Genomic DNA, 18,900 nt, shown 5'->3' on the forward strand with positions numbered 1-18,900 from the left:
ATCCAGATGCAACAGGAGCCCGACAGCCCCGCGCAGCATCAGCAGCGCTCGGAGTTCATCAGAAAGCTGGTTCAACGCAAGTCACGTGAGCACTGCATCACAGATCAATTCGTGCATCCGGCGCCCAAAACTATCGTGCAGTTTTGGCATGACCTTCAGCATTTGCCCAGCGACATCGAGGAATGTATCTCTTCATGGACCCATTGGCAGACGAGCGGTTTTACACACAAGCTATTTGACGAGTATGCGGCCAAGACTTTCATCGGTTGTTCATTGGGAGAGAGGTATGTGCGCGCCTTCGAACGTTGCTATCACCCGGCAATGCAGTCCGACTACTTCAGGCTTTGCTATCTATTAGTTGAAGGAGGGGGCTATATCGATGCGGACGATGTATGTGTTGGGACTGACATAGGTTGGCTGTTCGAAGACGGTTGCCTCAAACTTCAGCCCCTTTGCTACGACATTGCTTCAGGGTCTATGGTGAAGCCGTCCGTGTTTCTTTCTGTTGACGCCTATGACCCGAGTTGGATTTTCTACTTCAACAACAATCCACTGGTTGCATGCACAGGTCATCCAATTATCGAACACGCACTTAACCAGGCAACAAGGATTCTTGAACTCGCGGACGATGGCGTGTTGCCAGAGATTCAGGCGACGACCGGGCCGGGAAATCTAACTAAATCGATTTTCGATCTCGGGATGACATTGGGAGACGGTATTGAGAACCATCTAGTCATATTGAGTGACTGGGACTCGCTTGCCGTCTCGCAATGGCCACTAATTCATCGCGGTGATGCGAGAAACTGGCGGCTTTCCAATCAGAAAAGATTCGATCCAGGACAGATAGACCCCGAATGAATGTTTCAAAACCGCTGGGTTCGGCACTGCGCCTTCTCCATGCCTTGTTCTTGCAATTCCGATCCCGCTTACCGCGGCAGAAGTGTCTTAAGTTCATAAGTTCCTCAGACGTTCCGCAGTCGGGAATCAGTCCAATCTTCGTTATCAATTTGGACAGACAGCCTGCACGTTGGACTGATATGGTGCGCGAACTCGATCGTGTTCTGGACTCGTCCGGTAAGCCCCTTTCGGAGCGCGTAGTGCGGTACTCGGCATGTGACGCGCAGACCTGCCCTCCAGATTCTCTTGATGGCGCCGATGTTGATCCGTTTTATACCCTCGGTGACCAACTTTTCGTCGAACCTCAACCTCTCGCAGTCCCGGATGCGTTCGATTTGGAGCGTCCGATTCGGATGACTCAAGCCGAGATAGCCGTGGCGCGCTCGCACATCGGCGTTTGGAGAGCGTTCGTGGCGTCTAGTGAGTCCTACGCACTAGTGCTTGAGGACGATGTCTGGTTTGAGCGTGGCTTTGGGCGGATTCTCGAGCAAGCGTGGCGCGAGATGGAGGATGCCCACCCCGCCGTTCCAATATTTGATGTCCTGTACGTGTCCTACAACGAGGTGCGATACGGTGCTCCAAAGGAAATACTTTCGAAGAATGTGTTTCGCCCCGAGCGGGGTCTTTGGTACCTTTCCGGTTACGTTCTTTCGAAGAGAGGGGCTCAGGCGCTACTTGATCTCCTGCCGTGTCGTGGCCCAGTTGACCTCTGGATTAATCAGAAGTTTCACGAACTGAAAGTACGCGCGTTGCGCCGCTCGGTAATCAACCAACGTCGGGATCTTCATTCGACGAATTCGTACTCGATCCTGCCGGCGCTGAGTGGAATTGGGATTCTTGATAGCGGTGACGCCGCGCTGTTTCATCGGTGGCCAACCCATGCTCCGGTTTTCGCATTCGGCGTCCCTGGATCTGGGCTGTCATCGCTTGCCATGGCTTTGTCGATGCTTGGTTATCGCTGCTGCAGCGATTTTGATAGGCTCCCGGAGTGCGAGTTAGAGAGACTGCTTGCAGGTCGTGCTGATCGCGTTTTCGATGCTTACGTCAACATAGATTCGCTAAGACCGCAGATACTGAGACTCATTCAGCACTACCCAGAGGCCAAGTACATAGTGATCGACGACATAGTGACGTCTGCTAGTCGCCACAATGACGCCATACTAGGCGCCCTTGAAGGGGCTGATGTCCTGCATCTGCATCGCGAACAGACAAGCAGTTGGCGGGCACTTTGCCAGCACTTAAAGCTGGCGCCACCGGACGCACCATACCCGGCTGTTCACGACATTGGGTTGCGGAAGCACCATCCAGCACAGCGCGACGGGGAAATGGCCGCTCCTGCAAAATGGCTTCGTCACGATCCTTCGCCGTGGATTGCGAAGCGACGTGCAAATTGGGCGGGAATCGGCGCGGGTGTTGATGAGAGTCCAGAGTCGTCAGTTCCCTTGCGGATGTGCTTCGAGGACGATCTCGCCCAAATCGATTCCGCGCGATGGCTTCAGCGAAATGACACTTTCCCAGGGAACCTCGGACTCTTTCGTCATGCTAACGTCACTGCATCGGCGAGCGGTGGCCTCTCACTTTCAGTAATTGAGGAGCGACTTGGTGTTCGTAATTTTAGTGCAGCCGCTATCTCGAGTCGCGCATGTTTCCTATTCGGGCGCTTTGAAGCGATATTGCAAGCTACGAGTGTTCCGGGGCTCGTGACCGGGTTCTTTCTGCACCGCGACTCACCCCGACAGGAGATCGATGTAGAAATACTAGGGAATCAGCCAGACCAGCTATTAGTCAATGTCTTCTACAACCCTGGCGGCGAGAGGACCAAGTTTGACTACGGGTATCGGGGAACGCCCGCCGTCATCAAGTTGGGATTCGACGCGTCAAGGGCCTTGCATCGATTCGCGATCGAATGGACTCCCAACGAGATCAGGTGGTTCGTGGACCAAAAGTTGGTTCACTGTCGCGCAACATGGAACCCCACACCGATTCCACACCTACCGATGACGTTACACGTAAATACTTGGCCGGCCCGCTCAAGAGAGTTCGCAGGCCGGCTAGCAGTCCGCGCACTACCTGCTTCATCGTTGCTGCATCGAGTCGCGGTTGATGCCTACATCGCGGACGCTCAGTCTCTTTAACGGCTAAAGCCGGATGTCTCGGGGGTGTACAGCGCCTTGGTCAGCAAAAGCAGCCATTGACCAATGCCCGCAATTGGCCCAGATCGGACTCTCGCTGCTTCATGGTGACCGACTGTTTGCGCTGCCTTGCAGACAATCATTGAGCAACCTATCAGCACCAGTCTCTAAATTCGAAGTCAAAAACTCCTTGATTCACAAGTGGTGAAATTGGTGACTAATTTGGCTTGGAATATGCATTCCAAGCCACCGCTTAGCCTCTCTCGTACCACCCTTTCGAGTTGTTGACAATGTGTACCACCAGCAGCATCACCGGCACCTCAATCAGCACACCGACCACCGTGGCCAGTGCCGCACCGGAATTGAAGCCAAACAGGCTGATGGCTGCCGCCACGGCCAGCTCGAAGAAATTGGAGGCCCCGATCAAGGCGGACGGGCAGGCGATATTGTGCTTCTCGCCCAGCGCGCGGTTGAGCAGATAGGCCAGGCCTGAGTTGAAAAACACCTGGATCAAAATCGGCACCGCCAGCAGGGCAATGATGAGCGGCTGCTTCAAAATGGCCTCGCCCTGAAACGCAAACAGCAGCACCAGCGTGGCCAGCAGTGCGGCAATCGACCACGGACCCATTTTTTCCATCGCCGCATCGAACGCCGTCTGGCCCCGGCCCAGCAGCGACCTGCGCAAAAGCTGGGCGATGATGACCGGAATCACAATGTACAGCCCGACCGAGATCAGCAGCGTGGCCCATGGCACGGTGATGGCCGAGAGACCGAGCAAAAACGCCACCAGCGGCGCATAGGCCACGATCATGATGCCGTCGTTCAAGGCCACTTGCGACAGGGTGAAAAGCGGGTCGCCGTTGGTGAGACGGCTCCAGACGAAGACCATGGCGGTGCACGGCGCGGCGGCCAGCAAAATCAAACCGGCAATGTAGCTGTCGATCTGATCTGGCGGCAGCAGCGGTGCAAACAGGTGACGAATAAACAACCAGCCCAGAAACGCCATGCTGAAGGGCTTGACCAGCCAATTCACGAACAGCGTGACACCGATGCCGCGCACGTGTTTGCCCACCTCGCGCAGGGCGGAAAAATCGACCTTGAGCAGCATCGGGATGATCATCACCCAGATCAGAACGCCCACCGGCAAGTTGACCTTGGCCACTTCCATGCGCCCAATGGCCTGAAACACGTCTGGCAGCACCTGGCCCAGCGCAATGCCCGCGACGATGCACAAAAACACCCACACCGTCAGATAGCGCTCAAACACACTCATCGGTGCACCAGCCGCGCGTTTGCCAGTCACTTCACATTGGGCACTCATGGTTCACGCTCCTTGTTTTGACAAAAGTTGCAGCCGCTGCATGCCAATCGGTTCGTCTTTCAAGAGCGGTACCAGCGCATAGCGACTGGCGTGGTGGGTCGCAACGGCCGCAATCTCACGCAACTCGTTGTGAGCTCGTGCTTGTAGCAAAGGCGATGTCACGGCAGCTGCCGCGACACTGTTGTTGATGACCCAGGCCCAGGGCTCAATGCCGGCGCGACGCAAATCGGTTTGCAGATTGGCCGCCTCCAGCACCGGCGTGGTCTCGGCCAGCGTGACGATCAGCACCTTGGTTTGCCTGGGGTCCTGCAACTGCATCATGGGCGTGGTGAAGTGCCTGCCGCTGCTGCCCATCTGGCGCGCGACGTCGCGGTGGTAGGCGCCGGTGGCGTCGAGCAGCAGCAGCGTGTGACCGGTAGGCGCGGTGTCCATCACCACAAACTTCTTGCCAGCCTCACGGATCACGCGCGAGAAGGCCTGGAACACCGCGATTTCTTCCGTGCAGGGCGAGCGCAGGTCTTCTTCCAGCACGGCGCGGCCAGCGGCATCGAGCTTGGCCCCTTTGCTGGCCAGCACTTGCGCGCGGTAGTGCTCGGTGACTTCATGCGGGTCGATGCGGCTGACCGTCAGATGTTCCAGCGTGCCGTCCAGCGTTTCCATCAGGTGCGCGGCCGGGTCGGAGGTCGTCAGGTGCACGGGCAGGCTGCGCGTGGCCAGCTCCACTGCGACAGCCGCAGCGAGCGTGGTTTTACCGACGCCGCCTTTGCCCATCAGCATGACCAGCCCGTGGCCCTCCCGCGCTATGGCCTCGACCAGGGAGGCCAGGCTGGGAGCGCTGATAGGGGGTGCACCAGGCGGTACGTCCGCTGCCGTCGGCACTGCGGGTTCGGCCGCCGCCAGCAGCTGACGCAAAGGCGCCAGCCCGACCAGATTAAACGCCTTGAGTCCGATTTGATCGGTGGGCAAGTCGCGCAACGCGTCAGGCAAGTTCGCCAACACGGCCTGCTCGCGATCAAAAATAGCCTGTGCCAGCGCATCGTGGACGGTTTCGGACTCCGGGAACACACCGTTGATCACCAGATACTGCTTCGACAGGCCAATACCCGCCAGCTCGCCATGCGTGCGGGCTGCTTCATTTAAAGTAGCTGCTTGCGCCCGTGCCACAAGGATCAGACGGGTTTTCAATGGGTCGGCCAGGGCATCCACCGCCGCCTTGTACTGGGTGCGCTGCTTTTCAAGTCCTGCCAGTGGGCCCAGGCAAGAGGCGTCGCCCTTGCCGTCTTCCAGAAAACCGCTCCAGGCACCGGGCAACTGCAACATACGGATGGTGTGGCCGGTCGGGGCGGTGTCGAAAATGATGTGGTCAAAATTCTGCGTGAGCGCGCCATCCGTGAGCAGCGCAGTGAATTCGTCAAACGCGGCAATCTCGGTGGTGCAGGCGCCCGAGAGCTGCTCTTCAATGCCCTTGACCACGGCATCAGGCAGCACCCCGCGCACCGGGCCGACGATGCGGTCGCGGTAGGCTTGGGCAGCCGCTTGCGGGTCGATCTCCAGGGCGCTCAAATTTGGCACCTCAGCCACGTTGGTGATCTGGTTGCCGATGCGGATGCCAAACACCTGCCCCACGTTGGAGGCTGGGTCGGTGCTGACCAGCAAGACGCGTTTGTTCAAGCGTGTGAGTTCCAGTGCGCTGGCGCAGGCGATGGATGTTTTGCCGACACCGCCCTTGCCGGTGAAGAACAAAAAACGCGGGGCTTGATCAAGGAATTTCATGTGAATACTTTCGGTACAGCTAACAACAGTCGCTGTGACTCCGACGAAGGGAATCCAGCCCGCTTAGCAGCAAGCACCACCCGAGCAGCAGTTGCCGGAGGGCGCGGCTTGCGGGTCAGCAGCGGGCAATTCAGAAGCTGATGCCACGGCACCCAGCCATCGGCCCAGGTCATCACGCGTGGGATAACGCCCGGCAAAAGCCACTTCACCGTCCACCAGTGTGATCGGCAAGGCGGCCTCACCCGAGCGCTCCAGCAGACCCTTCACCACCGCACTGTCGGCAAAGGCCATGGGCTGCTGCGCCAGGTTGAAGCGTTCAATTTGCAGCCCATTTTGTTGGGCCCAATCGACGTCGGCCGAGAAAGTGACCAAGGCCTGGTCAACGTCGGTGCCGCAAACGCCGCTGCTGCAACACAGGGCCGGGTCAAATACTTGCACTTTTTTCATGATGAATTCCTTGGGTATAAAAATCGACTCAACCCGGCAGCAAAGTGCCAATGTGATCCAGCTCGACCTTGAGCTTTTGCGGGTAGTGCTGCAGCGCATCCAGCGGCAGCGCCAAAAAAGCTTCAATGCGCGCGCGCAAGATGCGGTAGGCCGTCATGAAGGCGGCATCAATTTCTGCGTCGGTGCCGACGGCGTGCACCGGGTCCTCGACACCCCAGTGGGTGCGCAACACCGGGCCCAGGTAAGCCGGGCAGACTTCACCGGCGGCGTTGGCACACACGGTAACCACAATGTCTGGCGTTTGCGGCAAGTTGTCCCACGACTTGCTGGCAGAGCCTGCAGTCGCAATGCCCTCACGCGCCAGCAAGGCCAGTGAGCGCGGATGCACATAGCCGCTGGGGTGACTGCCCGCGCTCATGGCGTGCCAGCCTTTGGGTGCCAGGTGATTGAACGTGGCCTCGGCCAGGATCGAGCGGCAGGAATTACCGGTACACAAAAAGAGAATATTCATGATTCAGACAGAAGTGACGTTGGGGGATTGGAGAACGCGGTCCGGCTCAGGAATGACCCAGGAAACCATCAGGCGCAAACCGGCGCCAGGCAAATCTCGGCGCACTGCTCGGGGTGGCCGGCGCAGCACTCGGCGGTCAGATAGCCGATCAGCTCTTGCATCAATGCCAGGTTGGCGCGGTACCTTTGATAACGCCCTTCCTGCACCACTGACACAAGCTGCGCGTGCGCCAAGGCCTTCAGGTGAAACGACAGATTGGTCGGCGGCACCTCCAGCGCGCTGCCAATTTCTCCCGCCACCAAACCCTGCGGCCCGGTTTTGACCAGCAGACGGTAAATATCCAGGCGCACACCCGAGGCGAGCGATTCAAAAATGGTGATGGCGAGTGATTTGTCCATGCTGCAATCATACAATATTAATTGAAGCATTGAATAAATGCGGCGATCGACGCAATGATTTATGCCGAATCAGGCTCTAGCCCACGTTCAGTATGGGCTAATAGCTATAAATTTATGACTAATTGCCAGCCTGGACGCAGGCGGCGCAAATACAAGCCTTGCGGCGCGCGTGCGCCGGGATGCTGGCGAGCAGGTCGGCCGAGAACTGGGCCTGGTTGCACCAGCACGGTGGCTGCTTGATGCCGGTCACACGTTCCACCTGCCCGGCGCATTGGTTGGATTGCCCGCACAGCGGGCAGCGCGTGGGGTCAATGGGCTCGGTTTCTTGCATGGGGAGGCTCCGGTGCTGGGCCTTGACACCAGCACCAACGCTCAGGTCTACAGCTTGGCGTCTTCGATCAGCACCTTGTAGCTATAGCCGGAGCCAAAATCCTTGTTGGTTCGCACCACGCCGGTCACGGTCACAACAGCGCCGACTTTCGCCTCGGCGGCAGTGGTCACCAAAACGTCATTGGTCCCGTCGGCTTCCTGCCCGGTGCCGTCACGCAGGTGGATCCAGTTTTTGCCCATGATGCCACCGTTGTACTTGACCACCTTGCCACTGACCCGCACCGGCTTGTCTTTCAGTTCAGTCGCCTTGGTGATCACTTCAGCCACGGTGCGTGCATTGGCGCCGCTGGCCTTGGCAACCTTGATCGGGCTGGTGTCCACCACTTTGGCAACAGCGGCAGGTGCGCCAGCCAACGCTTGGCCCGTGCCGCCCAGGCTGCCGAAAAGAATCTTCGGAAACGTCTTTTTGAGCGTTTTGCTCTCAAAATTGGTCATGGTTGTTGAATTTTCAATCGTGACCTTGGCGCCAACCTTGATCGGTGCCTTGCTGACCGCGGCCCAGATTTCACCGTCCTTGGTCTTGAGACGCAGGTAGCTATACATTTCAACGTCCTTCACCTCAAGGACTTCACCCGAGACACCGGCGGCCGCGGGCGCGACGGGGGCGGATTTATCAGCGGCCCAACTGGACGTCGCAAAAGGGGTGGCGGCAAGCAGACAGACCAGCAGCAGGTTCTTCATGGATTCATCCTTCGTTAACAAAGCAAAGGGAAAAGCATACCAGCTATGCCCGCTGCGACGTTTGACGCGGATCAGCAAGGACTTGCGCTTCTGTCGCATTGGCACTCAAAGAGCGTGGCTGATCGACCTGTTCGCACGATGCCGGCAAACACAAATAGTGCTGCGCCAGCTCGGTGAACACATCAACCTGCGGGTCGAGCCCGGTCTCCTGCAACAGAATGCCTCCCACCTGCGCCGCCAGGGAGCTGGCCAAGCGGGCATCGAGAAACAGCAAGCGGGAACGACGCGCCAGGACGTCTTCGACGGTGATCGCATACTCGTAGCGCGCCGCGAAGCGCACCATGGCTTCGGTCAAGCCGTCGCACAACACGGATTGCGCGCCGGGCAGGCTCATCACCAGGGCCTGTTCGTTGCCATACGAATGCAGGCCAGGCGGCTGACTGATGGAGTGTGCCTGGCCCGGCGTCTCATCGGCGCCGACCAGTTTCAAATCGACGGTGACGCCGGCCGCACGCGCGTCGATCAGAGACTTGGCGGCGCACTGCGCCAGCACGTCTTCGGCCATGGCGCGGTAGGTGGTCCACTTGCCGCCGGTCACCGTGACCAGCCCACTGCGGCTGACCAGCACCGTGTGCTCGCGGCTCAAGCCCTTGGTGTTGTCGCCCTCGTCGTCTGGCGGCTTGACCAGCGGGCGCAAGCCGACCCAGATACTCTTGACATCCGCGCGTTTGGGCGCACGACGCAGATAACGCGCCGATTCGGTCAGAATAAAATCAACTTCTTCCTTGAACGCCAGCGGCTCACGCGCCAGGTCATGGCGTGGCGTGTCGGTGGTGCCGAGAATCACCTTGCCCAGCCAGGGCACGGCAAACAAGACACGGCCATCGGCAGTTTTGGGCACCATCAAGGCGGTATCACCACCCAAAAAGTCACGATCCACCACCATGTGCACGCCCTGACTGGGTGCCACCATCGGTTCGGTGGGCCGCCGGCCATCGGCACCATTGGCGGCGCCGTCTTTCTGGCGCAGCTCATCGACCCAGACCCCGGCGGCGTTGACGACGCAGCGCGACTGGATGCGGTAGGTCTGGCCGGTGAGGGTGTCTTCACAGACCAGTCCGGCGACTTTGCCCTCCTGGTAAAACAAATCAAGCGCGCGGCAGTAGTTCACCAGCAGCGCACCACGCGCCGCCGCCGTGCGGCCCAGCGCCAGTGCCAGGCGTGCGTCGTTGAACTGGCCGTCCCAGTACTTGACGCCGCCCTTGAGCCCCTGTGGCTGCGCCGCGGGCAACAGCGCCAGTGTCTTGGCGCGGCTTAAAAATTCGGTACGTCCCAGGCCGGCTTTGCCCGCCAAGGCGTCATACAGGGTGAGCCCAATGCCATAAAAAGGCATCTCCCACCACTTGTAGGACGGCATCACAAACGCCAGCGGCTGTGCCAGATAAGGCGCGTTGTGCAGCAGTGTGGTGCGCTCGCGCAACGCTTCGCGCACCAGCCCAATATTGCCCTGCGCCAGGTAGCGCACGCCGCCATGCACCAGCTTGGTGGCGCGCGAGGAGGTGCCCTTGGCAAAGTCGTGCGACTCGATCAGCACCACGCTAAAGCCGCGCGCCGCTGCGTCCAGCGCCACGCCCAGGCCCGTCGCGCCGCCGCCCACGATGGCGATGTCATAGTGGCGCGGCGCGGCCAGACGGCTGATCAATTCGGCCCGCTGTGTGAATAATGGCTGCGTTGGGGTGACCATGAATCAAGGTTCTCGGCTAGTCAAAAAATCTTGCTGGCGTCTGCGTTATGCGCATCACCAGCCGGAAAAAAAGCCGTGTGATGTTGTTGCTCACACGGCCATACTTTAGAGCATTGAAAGTCTCAAGACACTGGTTAACGGACCTTGCCGTTCTTCCAGGCCGTCAACAACGTGTCATAGGCAATGGTTTCACCCTTGGGCTTTTCGTTGGCCAATTTCTTCCAGGGTGCGCCCTTGTCGCTTAGCCACTTGTTGGGGTCAATTTTCGGATTCAGTTTGGGGGCGCAGCGCGCCATGCCAGCGCGCTCCAGACGGCCCATCACCTGGTCCATTTCCTCAGCCAGGTTGTCCATGGCAGCCTGCGGCGTCTTCTCGCCGGTTACGGCCACGGCCACATTCTTCCAGAACAGTTGTGCCAGCTTCGGGTAGTCCGGCACGTTGGTCCCGGTTGGTGTCCAGGCCACGCGCGCCGGACTGCGATAAAACTCAATCAGGCCGCCGTACTTGGCCGCGTTCTTGGTGAAGTAATCACTGCGAATGTCACTGTCACGGATAAACGTGGTGCCCACAATCGACTTCTTGAGCGAGACGGTCTTGCTGGTCACAAACTGCGCGTAGAGCCAGGCAGCCGCCACCTTGTTGGCATCATGATCCTTGAAGAATGTCCACGAGCCAACGTCCTGGTAGCCGTTTTGCATGCCTTCCTTCCAGTACGGGCCGTTCGGGCCAGGGGCCATGCGCCACTTTGGCGTACCGTCAGCATTCACCACCGGCAAGCCCGGTTTGACCATGTCAGCCGTGAAAGCCGTGTACCAGAAAATCTGCTGCGCTATCTGGCCTTGGGCGGGCACGGGGCCGGCTTCGCCGAAGGTCATGCCAGTGGCTTCCTTGGGTGCGTACTTTTTCATCCAGTCCACGTACTTGGTGAGCGCATAGACGGCGGCCGGTGAGTTGGTGGCACCACCGCGAGAAACGGATGCACCGACCGGCGTGCACTTGTCATCAGCGACGCGAATGCCCCATTCATCGACCGGCAGGCCGTTGGGAATGCCTTTGTCAGCGGCGCCGGCCATGGATAGCCAGGCGTCCGTGAAGCGCCAACCCAAAGAAGGATCCTTTTTGCCGTAGTCCATGTGACCATAAATCGGCTTGCCGTCGATGGTTTTGACATCTTCGCTGAAGAATGCGGCAATGTCTTCGTAGGCGCTCCAATTCAGTGGCACGCCCAGGTCATAACCGTATTTGGCCTTGAACTTGTCCTGCAAATCTTTTTTGGCAAACAGATCGGCGCGGAACCAATACAGATTGGCGAACTGCTGGGTTGGCAGTTGATACAGCTTATGGTCCGGCGCCGTGGTGAAGCTGGTACCGATGAAGTCTTTCAGGTCCAGACCGGGGTTGGTGTACTCCTTGCCAGTGCCCGCCATGTAGTCGGTCAGCGACAGGATTTTTCCGTAGCGATAATGCGTGCCAATCAGGTCCGAGTCCGAAATCCAGCCGTCATAGATGCTCTTACCCGACTGCATGGAGGTCTGCAGCTTCTCGACCACGTCACCCTCCTGGATGATCTCGTGCTTGACCTTGATGCCGGTGATTTCCTCGAATGCCTTGGCCAGGGTCTTCGATTCATATTCATGCACGGTCAGGGTTTCCGACACGGCGCTGATTTCAGTGACACCTTTGGCTTTGAGTTTGGCGGCGGCGTCGATAAACCATTTCATTTCAGCAGCCTGTTTGTCTTTGGACAGGGTGGACGGCTGAAACTCAGCGTCAATCCACTTCTTGGCCGCAGCCTCATCAGCCCAACCTTGACTGGACATCGCGCTGCAGGCTACCGCCACTGCCAACGCGCTAAAACGCAACTTCATAATCGATCTCCTCAGATGTGTATGCCCCTGATTCAAAGGCTGCTTCGGCTCCAGGGGACAACAAGCCGATCCTTGAAACACTCACCACTACCCTTTGCGCATGATCAATGCCAACACGCCCATGGAAACCACGAAACTGATCCAGATCGAGGGCTCGGCCTCCAGGCTCAGCCAGAGCACCAGACGACCGCTGAGACCAACAAACGCCAGGTTGATGTAGGCGGCGCTCAACAACCCAATGAACAAGCGGTCTCCGCGCGTGGTCGCGATCGGCAGAAAGCCGCGCCGCATGACCGTGGGTGACTTGATCTCCCACACCGTCATGCCAAACAGCAGGAGCGCAATACAACTGAAAAAAACGGCGACGGGTGTCGTCCAGGCCATCCATTCAAACATTCATTTCTCCCTATCAGACTCTTCCCATCGCGAAACCCTTGGCGATGTAGTTGCGCACAAACCAGATCACAATCGCGCCCGGCACAATCGTCAACACACCGGCGGCGGCCAGCGTGGCCCAGTCCATGCCGGAGGCCGACACGGTGCGTGTCATGATGGCCACAATCGGCTTGGCATTCACGCTGGTCAGGGTGCGCGCCAGCAGCAGCTCGACCCAACTGAACATGAAGCAGAAGAACGCCGCCACACCGACACCGGCCTTGATCAGCGGCAGGAATATCCTGACAAAAAACGCAGGGAACGTGTAGCCGTCGATGTACGCGGTTTCATCAATTTCACGCGGGATGCCGCTCATGAACCCTTCCAGAATCCAGACGGCCAAGGGCACGTTGAATAACAGGTGTGCCAAAGCGACGGCCAGGTGCGTGTCCATCAAACCCACGGTGGAATAGAGCTGAAAAAAGGGCAGCAAAAACACGGCAGGCGGCGTCATGCGGTTGGTCAGCAACCAGAAGAACACATGTTTGTCACCCAGAAAGCTGTAGCGTGAAAACGCGTAGGCGGCAGGCAAGGCCACCGTGATCGAAATCACGGTGTTGATGACGACATAAATCAGGCTATTGATGTAGCCCGAGTACCACGAAGCATCGGTCAGGATGGTCTTGTAATTGTCCCAGGTGAAGTGCTGCGGAAACAGCGAAAAACTGGCCAGAATTTCTCCGTTGGTCTTGAATGACATATTGATCATCCAGTACACCGGCAACAAGGCAAACACGATGTACACCAGCAGGAACAAAGTCCGCATTTGAAACGCTGGCTTATTCATGGCCACCCTCCTTTTCCTGCGTGCCTACGCGCTGCATCCAGTTGTACAAAATAAAACACAGCAACAGGATGATCAGGAAATAGATCAATGAGAAAGCCGCCGCCGGGCCAATGTCAAACTGGCCGACCGCATTGATGGTCAGGAACTGCGACAGAAAGGTGGTGGAGTTGCCCGGGCCGCCGCCGGTCAGTACAAAAGGCTCCGTGTAGATCATGAAGCTGTCCATGAAGCGCAACAGCACGGCAATCATCAACACGCCGCGCATCTTGGGCAACTGCACATACCGAAACACAGCAAACTTGCTGGCACCGTCAATGCGGGCGGCCTGGTAGTAGGCGTCCGGGATGGAGCGCAGGCCGGCATAACCCAGCAAACCGACCAGCGGCGTCCAGTGCCAGACATCCATCAACAACACCGTCAGCCAGGCGTGGGTGGCGTTGCCGGTGTAGCTGTATTCGATACCCAGCCCCTGCAACGCAGCGCCCATCAAGCCAATGTCGGTACGCCCGAAAATCTGCCAGATGGTGCCCACCACATTCCATGGAATCAGCAAGGAGAGCGACACGATCACCAGCACGGCGGATGACTTCCAGCCCTGCGCCGGCATCGACAGCGCCAGCAGAATGCCCAGTGGCAGCTCTACCGCCAGCACCGAGAGCGAAAACGTCAATTGCCGCAAGAGCGCACCATGCAACTCTTCGTCACGCATGATGGCGGCAAACCATTCGGTGCCCACAAACACGCGCCGCTCGGGCGAGATGATGTCCTGCACCGAGTAATTGACCACCGTCATCAGCGGCACAATGGCCGAGAAGGCCACGCAAATCAACACGGGCAGGATCAGGAACCAGGCTTTCTGGTTGACTGGCTTGATGGTCGTACTCATGCGACGATCTCCTCATTTTGATAAAAGCAGGTGTGCTCGCCCAGGACTTGCAGCCAGACCGTATCGCCGTGGCTCAAGTGACCGGCATCCGACGGCAAGCGCGCCTTGACGGTCTGGCCGGCAAAACTGGTGCTCAACATGACGTGGGTTCCCACGTCCTGCACCTGCGCTACCGTCATCGGCAGGGCGCCGGGTGTGTGCGGCGCCACCAGCAGCACATACTCGGGCCGCACGCCCAACTTGATGACACCCGGCGGCAGCGCTTGCCCTGGCTGCGGCACCAGGACAGCGTCCGCAACGTGAAAACCAGTCTGATCGGCTTGGCCACTCAAAAAATTCATGCCCGGCGAGCCGATGAAATGCCCGACAAAGGTATGGCTGGGGCGTTCAAACAGCTCAGCCGCCGAGCCCACCTGCACCGCACGGCCACGCGCCATCACCACCACGTGATCGGCAAAGGTCAACGCCTCCACCTGATCGTGCGTGACGTAGATCATGGTCAGCTTGAGCTCGTGGTGAATCTGCTTGATCTTGCGCCGCAGTTGCCATTTCAGATGCGGATCAATCACCGTCAGCGGCTCATCGAACAACACCGCCGACACATCGGGGCGCACCAGGCCACGACCCAAGGATATTTTTTGTTTTTCATCTGCCGCCAGGTTGGCGGCAAGCTGGTTCAACTGGCCGCTCATCTCCAGCATCTCGGCAATCTCGCCCACCCGTTTTTTGATCTGCGCTTTGGGCACCTGTCGATTGCGCAAGGGAAAGGCCAGGTTTTCTGCCACCGTCATGGTGTCGTAAATCACCGGGAACTGAAACACCTGGGCAATGTTGCGCGCCTGCGGCGAGGCGCGCGTGACATCGACGCCATCAAAACGCACGCTGCCCTGCGACGGCGCCAGCAAGCCCGACATGATGTTGAGCAGGGTGGTCTTGCCGCAACCTGAGGGGCCCAGCAGCGCGTAGGCGCCGCCGTCTTCAAATGCCATTCTCAAAGGCAAAAGCGCGTAGTCGCTGTCCTGTTTGGGATTGGGCGCGTAGGCATGCGCCAGATCAAGTTCAATGCGTGCCATGTCAGCGCCCTCCGCCGCGTACGGGCGCCAGCAGCAGCATCCCTTGTTCATCAAAAATGTAGACCTGTGCCGGGCTGAGGTACAGGGTGACTTGCGCACCCAATTCAAAGTAGTGCACACCGGTCAATTGCGCCACCACCTCGCCCACCAGGGTCGCTACATGCACAAAAGTGTCCGACCCCGAAATCTCAGCCAGTTCGACCTTGCCGGGCAAGGCCACATCACCGTCTTGCGCCTGCACCCGCAAGGCACTGGCACGCAGGCCCACGGTAAATTTGCGCGATGTGGTGGCGGGCATAGCCACAGGCAGCAACGCTCCCGCGTTCAACTGCACGCCCGTCGCCGCGGCACTGGCGGCCAATAAATTCATCGGCGGATCACTGAAGGCGCGCGCCACGCGCAGCGATTTAGGCTTGTGAAAGACTTCTGCTGTGGGGCCATATTGCAGCAGTTCACCCTCATCCATCACCGCGGTGTAACCACCCAGCAAGAGCGCTTCACCGGGTTCGGTGGTGGCATAAATCACGGTGGAGTTGCCCTCCGCAAACAGAGCGCTGAGCTCATCACGCAACTCCTCGCGCAGCTTGTAATCCAGATTGACCAGCGGCTCATCGAGCAGCATCAAGGGCGCACCTTTGGCCAGGGCACGGGCCAGCGCCACCCGCTGCTGCTGCCCACCCGAGAGCTCTGCCGGGTAGCGCTCCAGGAACATCTCGATGTGCAGTTTTTCAGCCAGTGCGTTGACCCGCTGGTCAATGTTCTTTTCGCCGCTCAACTTCAAAGGCGAAGCAATGTTGTCGCGCACTTTCAAAGACGGGTAGTTGATGAACTGCTGGTACACCATGGCCACATTGCGCTTGCGCACTGGCACACCGACCACACTTTCCCCGTTGACCCGCACGTTGCCGTGGCTGGGCACATCGAGCCCGGCCATGATGCGCATCAAGCTGGTCTTGCCTGCCTGGGTGGCCCCCAGCAACACCGTCACCGCACCGCTGCACGGTTGCAGGCTCATGTCGTAGAGCCAGGTCTGGCTGCCGACTTTTTTACCGATGCCCTCAAGCGTCAAATGCATCACACGACCTTTGCTGATGAAGTTTTAACCGAATCGGCTATTGAATGTCGCGAATTATTGTTCGTTATTATTCCTTTTGTATCGGTATTTACCCTATAAATGTTCTTTTCGTTTCGTTTTAGAGTTAACACATCTGTCAATTCAGGACAAAATACAAACATGAAACCCAACCCCAGACAGCTCACCTTGCTCGCCCTGCTGCAGACCCAGGGCTCGGTCACGGTAGAACAACTGGCCGACAAATTGGGCGTGACGCTGCAAACCGTGCGCCGTGACGTCCAGCGCCTGGACGATGAGGGTTTGCTGACGCGTTTTCACGGCGGCGTGCGTGTGCCCAGCTCAACGATCGAAAACATTGCGCACCAGCAGCGTGAAAACCTTCATGCCGACGGCAAAAATCGCATCGCGCGCGCGGTTGCTGCTGCGGTGCCCAGTGACTGCTCGCTGATCCTGAACATTGGTACCACGACCGAGGCGATCGCGCGTGCGCTCTTGCATCACAGCGGGCTGCGCGTGATCACCAACAACCTCAACGTCGCCACCATCCTCAGCGTCAATCCGAAGTGCGAAGTGATTGTGGTCGGCGGCGTGGTCCGCGGACGGGACCAGGGCATCGTCGGTGAGGCCGCAGTGGACTTCATACGCCAATTCAAAGTGGACATCGCCATCATCGGCATCTCGGGCATAGAGGCCGACGGCTCGCTGCGCGACTATGACTTTCGCGAGGTAAAGGTATCGCAAACCATCCTCTCGCATGCGCGCGAGGTCTGGCTGGCCGCGGACAGCAGCAAGTTCAACCGCCCGGCCATGGTGGAGGTGGGCACCCTGGCCCAGATTGACCGGCTGTTTACCGATGCACCACCGCCAGAACCGTTTCCAGCCCTGCTGGCTGAGGCACAAGTTCGTTTTGAGGTAACCCTATGACTTATTTGCTCGCCCTTGACCAGGGCACCTCCAGCTCGCGCAGCATTGTGTTCAATGCCCAGGGGCAAGTGGTGGCCCAGGCGCAGCAGGAACTCACGCAAATCTACCCGCAACCCGGCTGGGTCGAGCACGATCCGCTTGAAATCTGGCGTACCCAGCTGGCCACCGCACGTGAGGTGCTGGCCAAGGCCGGTATCGAGGCCCGTGAGGTGCGCGCGTTGGGCATCACCAACCAGCGCGAAACCACCGTGGTGTGGAGCCGCAAAACCGGTGCGCCAATTCACAACGCGATCGTCTGGCAGGACCGGCGGGCCGAGCCCACCTGCGTGGAGCTGCGCGCACGCGGCCTGACACCCACGGTCCAGGCCAAAACCGGCTTGCTGGTTGACGCCTATTTCTCCGGCACCAAGCTGAAATGGATTCTGGACCACGTCCCTGGCGCGCGCCAGCAGGCCGAAAACGGCGAACTGGCCTTTGGCACGGTGGACAGTTGGCTGATCTGGCAGCTCACCCACGGCACCGTTCACGCCACCGATGTCAGCAACGCCTCGCGCACCATGCTGTTCAATGTGCACAGCAACCAGTGGGACGATGAACTGCTGCGGGCGCTTGATATTCCGGCCAAGCTGCTGCCCGCTATCAAGCCCTCCAGCGCGCTGTTTGGCGAGGTCAGCCCAGATTTATTGGGTGCTGCCATCCCGATCGGCGGCGTGGCAGGCGACCAGCAAAGCGCCTTGTTCGGCCAGGCCTGCTTCAAGCCCGGGATGGTGAAGAACACCTATGGCACCGGCTGCTTCATGCTGATGCACACCGGCCACAGCTTCCAGTCTTCTGCCAACGGCCTGATCACCACCAGTGCGGCACAAACCACGGCGCAGCCTGAATTTGCCATGGAAGGCAGTGTGTTTGTCGGCGGCGCCGTGGTGCAGTGGTTGCGCGACGGCTTGCGCGCTATTCCGAGCAGCTCCGAAGTGCAGGCGCTGGCCGAGAGCGTGCCTGACGCGGGCGGCGTGATGGTGGTGCCCGCCTTCACCGGACTGGGAGCGCCCTACTGGAAGCCAGACGCGCGCGGCACCATCACGGGCTTGAGCCGTGGCAGCACGCTGGCGCACATCGCCCGCGCGGCGCTGGAGAGCATTGCCTTTCAAAGCGCCGCGCTGCTGCAGGCCATGAGCCGCGACGCCGTGCAGGCTGGCGGCAGCGCGGTGGCGGAGCTGCGCGTCGATGGCGGCGCTTGCGTCAACGACCTGCTGATGCAATTTCAGGCCGACTTGTTGGGCATTGCGGTGGTGCGCCCGGCGGTGATTGAAACCACCGCACTCGGCGCCGCTTACCTGGCCGGGCTGGCCACCGGCGTTTACCGAAGTACGGACGAAATCAGTACGCTGTGGCAAGCCGAGCGACGCTTTTTGCCCGCGCTGGCGCCCGCGCGTGCGGCTGAACTGATGGAACACTGGGAGCATGCGGTGCGGCAAACCGTGCTTTGATTAAACTCCTGCACTTGAATCTCGCGGCACAGACCGCGGCGACACGCAGTGCGCAAGCTCTGTCCTCAACC

The 18,900-nt window shown here is 59.1% G+C and carries 18 protein-coding genes; 4 read left to right on the forward strand and 14 right to left on the reverse strand.

Translation table 11 applies throughout. The features are described from left to right. Window positions 1-6 precede the first annotated feature (6 nt). Window positions 7-858 carry a glycosyltransferase family 32 protein gene (locus RFER_RS18560; RefSeq protein ID WP_041790973.1) on the forward strand — a complete coding sequence of 284 codons (852 nt, stop codon included), beginning with the start codon at window positions 7-9 and terminating at the stop codon, window positions 856-858. Beyond that, on the forward strand, window positions 855-3,032 hold the full coding sequence (locus RFER_RS18565) for a family 16 glycosylhydrolase (protein WP_041790975.1): 2,178 nt from the start codon (window positions 855-857) through the stop codon (window positions 3,030-3,032). Before RFER_RS18560 ends, RFER_RS18565 begins: the two co-directional genes overlap by 4 nt. Before the next feature lie 250 nt (window positions 3,033-3,282). Here RFER_RS18565 and arsB read toward each other — a convergent pair whose 3' ends face one another. From arsB to RFER_RS18635, 14 genes are all read right to left on the reverse strand, one after another. Next, on the reverse strand, window positions 3,283-4,350 hold the full coding sequence (gene arsB, locus RFER_RS18570; protein ID WP_011465926.1) for an ACR3 family arsenite efflux transporter: 1,068 nt from the start codon (window positions 4,348-4,350) through the stop codon (window positions 3,283-3,285). Between the two features lie 3 nt (window positions 4,351-4,353). Next, the gene (arsA, locus tag RFER_RS18575) at window positions 4,354-6,123 is read right to left on the reverse strand and encodes an arsenical pump-driving ATPase (protein WP_011465927.1); all 1,770 of its coding nucleotides are present in this window, start codon (window positions 6,121-6,123) and stop codon (window positions 4,354-4,356) included. Window positions 6,124-6,186: 63 nt separating this feature from the next. Continuing rightward, complete coding sequence (arsD, locus tag RFER_RS18580) at window positions 6,187-6,570, reverse strand: arsenite efflux transporter metallochaperone ArsD (protein ID WP_011465928.1); 384 nt, start codon at window positions 6,568-6,570, stop codon at window positions 6,187-6,189. Between the two features lie 28 nt (window positions 6,571-6,598). Then, window positions 6,599-7,081 carry an arsenate reductase ArsC gene (locus tag RFER_RS18585; RefSeq protein WP_011465929.1) on the reverse strand — a complete coding sequence of 161 codons (483 nt, stop codon included), beginning with the start codon at window positions 7,079-7,081 and terminating at the stop codon, window positions 6,599-6,601. Between the two features lie 68 nt (window positions 7,082-7,149). After that, a complete protein-coding gene (locus tag RFER_RS18590; protein WP_011465930.1) occupies window positions 7,150-7,479 on the reverse strand; it encodes an ArsR/SmtB family transcription factor in 330 nt (109 codons plus the stop codon). Between the two features lie 118 nt (window positions 7,480-7,597). Then, window positions 7,598-7,810, reverse strand: coding sequence for a cysteine-rich CWC family protein (locus RFER_RS18595; protein WP_011465931.1), 213 nt, complete (start codon window positions 7,808-7,810; stop codon window positions 7,598-7,600). A 47-nt stretch (window positions 7,811-7,857) separates the two neighbouring features. Continuing rightward, window positions 7,858-8,550, reverse strand: a complete 693-nt coding sequence (locus tag RFER_RS18600; RefSeq protein ID WP_041790977.1) for a hypothetical protein — start codon at window positions 8,548-8,550, stop codon at window positions 7,858-7,860. Window positions 8,551-8,593: 43 nt separating this feature from the next. After that, a complete protein-coding gene (locus tag RFER_RS18605) occupies window positions 8,594-10,294 on the reverse strand; it encodes a glycerol-3-phosphate dehydrogenase/oxidase (RefSeq protein ID WP_011465933.1) in 1,701 nt (566 codons plus the stop codon). 134 nt (window positions 10,295-10,428) lie between these two features. Further along, a complete protein-coding gene (locus RFER_RS18610; RefSeq protein WP_011465934.1) occupies window positions 10,429-12,162 on the reverse strand; it encodes an ABC transporter substrate-binding protein in 1,734 nt (577 codons plus the stop codon). Window positions 12,163-12,249: 87 nt separating this feature from the next. Further along, window positions 12,250-12,558: a DUF2160 domain-containing protein gene (locus tag RFER_RS18615; protein ID WP_011465935.1), complete on the reverse strand. Its 309-nt coding sequence runs from the start codon at window positions 12,556-12,558 to the stop codon at window positions 12,250-12,252. A gap of 13 nt (window positions 12,559-12,571) precedes the next feature. Beyond that, entirely contained in the window at window positions 12,572-13,384 is an 813-nt protein-coding gene (locus tag RFER_RS18620; RefSeq protein WP_011465936.1) for a carbohydrate ABC transporter permease, read from the reverse strand. Further along, a complete protein-coding gene (locus RFER_RS18625; protein WP_011465937.1) occupies window positions 13,377-14,270 on the reverse strand; it encodes a carbohydrate ABC transporter permease in 894 nt (297 codons plus the stop codon). The genes RFER_RS18620 and RFER_RS18625 overlap by 8 nt, the downstream gene beginning before the upstream one ends. Further along, entirely contained in the window at window positions 14,267-15,343 is a 1,077-nt protein-coding gene (locus RFER_RS18630; RefSeq protein ID WP_011465938.1) for an ABC transporter ATP-binding protein, read from the reverse strand. The genes RFER_RS18625 and RFER_RS18630 overlap by 4 nt, the downstream gene beginning before the upstream one ends. 1 nt (window position 15,344) lies before the next feature. Continuing rightward, a complete protein-coding gene (locus RFER_RS18635) occupies window positions 15,345-16,418 on the reverse strand; it encodes an ABC transporter ATP-binding protein (RefSeq protein WP_011465939.1) in 1,074 nt (357 codons plus the stop codon). 159 nt (window positions 16,419-16,577) lie between these two features. On the opposite strand from RFER_RS18635, the gene RFER_RS18640 reads away from it, so the two are divergent. Beyond that, the gene (locus RFER_RS18640; RefSeq protein ID WP_011465940.1) at window positions 16,578-17,342 is read left to right on the forward strand and encodes a DeoR/GlpR family DNA-binding transcription regulator; all 765 of its coding nucleotides are present in this window, start codon (window positions 16,578-16,580) and stop codon (window positions 17,340-17,342) included. Further along, a complete protein-coding gene (glpK, locus tag RFER_RS18645) occupies window positions 17,339-18,829 on the forward strand; it encodes a glycerol kinase GlpK (RefSeq protein WP_011465941.1) in 1,491 nt (496 codons plus the stop codon). The genes RFER_RS18640 and glpK overlap by 4 nt, the downstream gene beginning before the upstream one ends. Window positions 18,830-18,900 lie beyond the last annotated feature (71 nt).

It is taken from the genome of Rhodoferax ferrireducens T118 (genome assembly GCF_000013605.1).
GTDB classification, from domain to species: Bacteria; Pseudomonadota; Gammaproteobacteria; order Burkholderiales; family Burkholderiaceae_C; genus Rhodoferax; species Rhodoferax ferrireducens.

Coding starts and splice junctions, on each gene's coding strand:
- RFER_RS18560 (WP_041790973.1), top strand. CDS start 7: ATGCAACAGGAGCCCGACAGCCCCGCGCAGCATCAGCAGCGCTCGGAG.
- RFER_RS18565 (WP_041790975.1), top strand. CDS start 855: ATGAATGTTTCAAAACCGCTGGGTTCGGCACTGCGCCTTCTCCATGCC.
- arsB (WP_011465926.1), bottom strand. CDS start 4,350: ATGAGTGCCCAATGTGAAGTGACTGGCAAACGCGCGGCTGGTGCACCG.
- arsA (WP_011465927.1), bottom strand. CDS start 6,123: ATGAAATTCCTTGATCAAGCCCCGCGTTTTTTGTTCTTCACCGGCAAG.
- arsD (WP_011465928.1), bottom strand. CDS start 6,570: ATGAAAAAAGTGCAAGTATTTGACCCGGCCCTGTGTTGCAGCAGCGGC.
- RFER_RS18585 (WP_011465929.1), bottom strand. CDS start 7,081: ATGAATATTCTCTTTTTGTGTACCGGTAATTCCTGCCGCTCGATCCTG.
- RFER_RS18590 (WP_011465930.1), bottom strand. CDS start 7,479: ATGGACAAATCACTCGCCATCACCATTTTTGAATCGCTCGCCTCGGGT.
- RFER_RS18595 (WP_011465931.1), bottom strand. CDS start 7,810: ATGCAAGAAACCGAGCCCATTGACCCCACGCGCTGCCCGCTGTGCGGG.
- RFER_RS18600 (WP_041790977.1), bottom strand. CDS start 8,550: ATGAAGAACCTGCTGCTGGTCTGTCTGCTTGCCGCCACCCCTTTTGCG.
- RFER_RS18605 (WP_011465933.1), bottom strand. CDS start 10,294: ATGGTCACCCCAACGCAGCCATTATTCACACAGCGGGCCGAATTGATC.
- RFER_RS18610 (WP_011465934.1), bottom strand. CDS start 12,162: ATGAAGTTGCGTTTTAGCGCGTTGGCAGTGGCGGTAGCCTGCAGCGCG.
- RFER_RS18615 (WP_011465935.1), bottom strand. CDS start 12,558: ATGTTTGAATGGATGGCCTGGACGACACCCGTCGCCGTTTTTTTCAGT.
- RFER_RS18620 (WP_011465936.1), bottom strand. CDS start 13,384: ATGAATAAGCCAGCGTTTCAAATGCGGACTTTGTTCCTGCTGGTGTAC.
- RFER_RS18625 (WP_011465937.1), bottom strand. CDS start 14,270: ATGAGTACGACCATCAAGCCAGTCAACCAGAAAGCCTGGTTCCTGATC.
- RFER_RS18630 (WP_011465938.1), bottom strand. CDS start 15,343: ATGGCACGCATTGAACTTGATCTGGCGCATGCCTACGCGCCCAATCCC.
- RFER_RS18635 (WP_011465939.1), bottom strand. CDS start 16,418: ATGCATTTGACGCTTGAGGGCATCGGTAAAAAAGTCGGCAGCCAGACC.
- RFER_RS18640 (WP_011465940.1), top strand. CDS start 16,578: ATGAAACCCAACCCCAGACAGCTCACCTTGCTCGCCCTGCTGCAGACC.
- glpK (WP_011465941.1), top strand. CDS start 17,339: ATGACTTATTTGCTCGCCCTTGACCAGGGCACCTCCAGCTCGCGCAGC.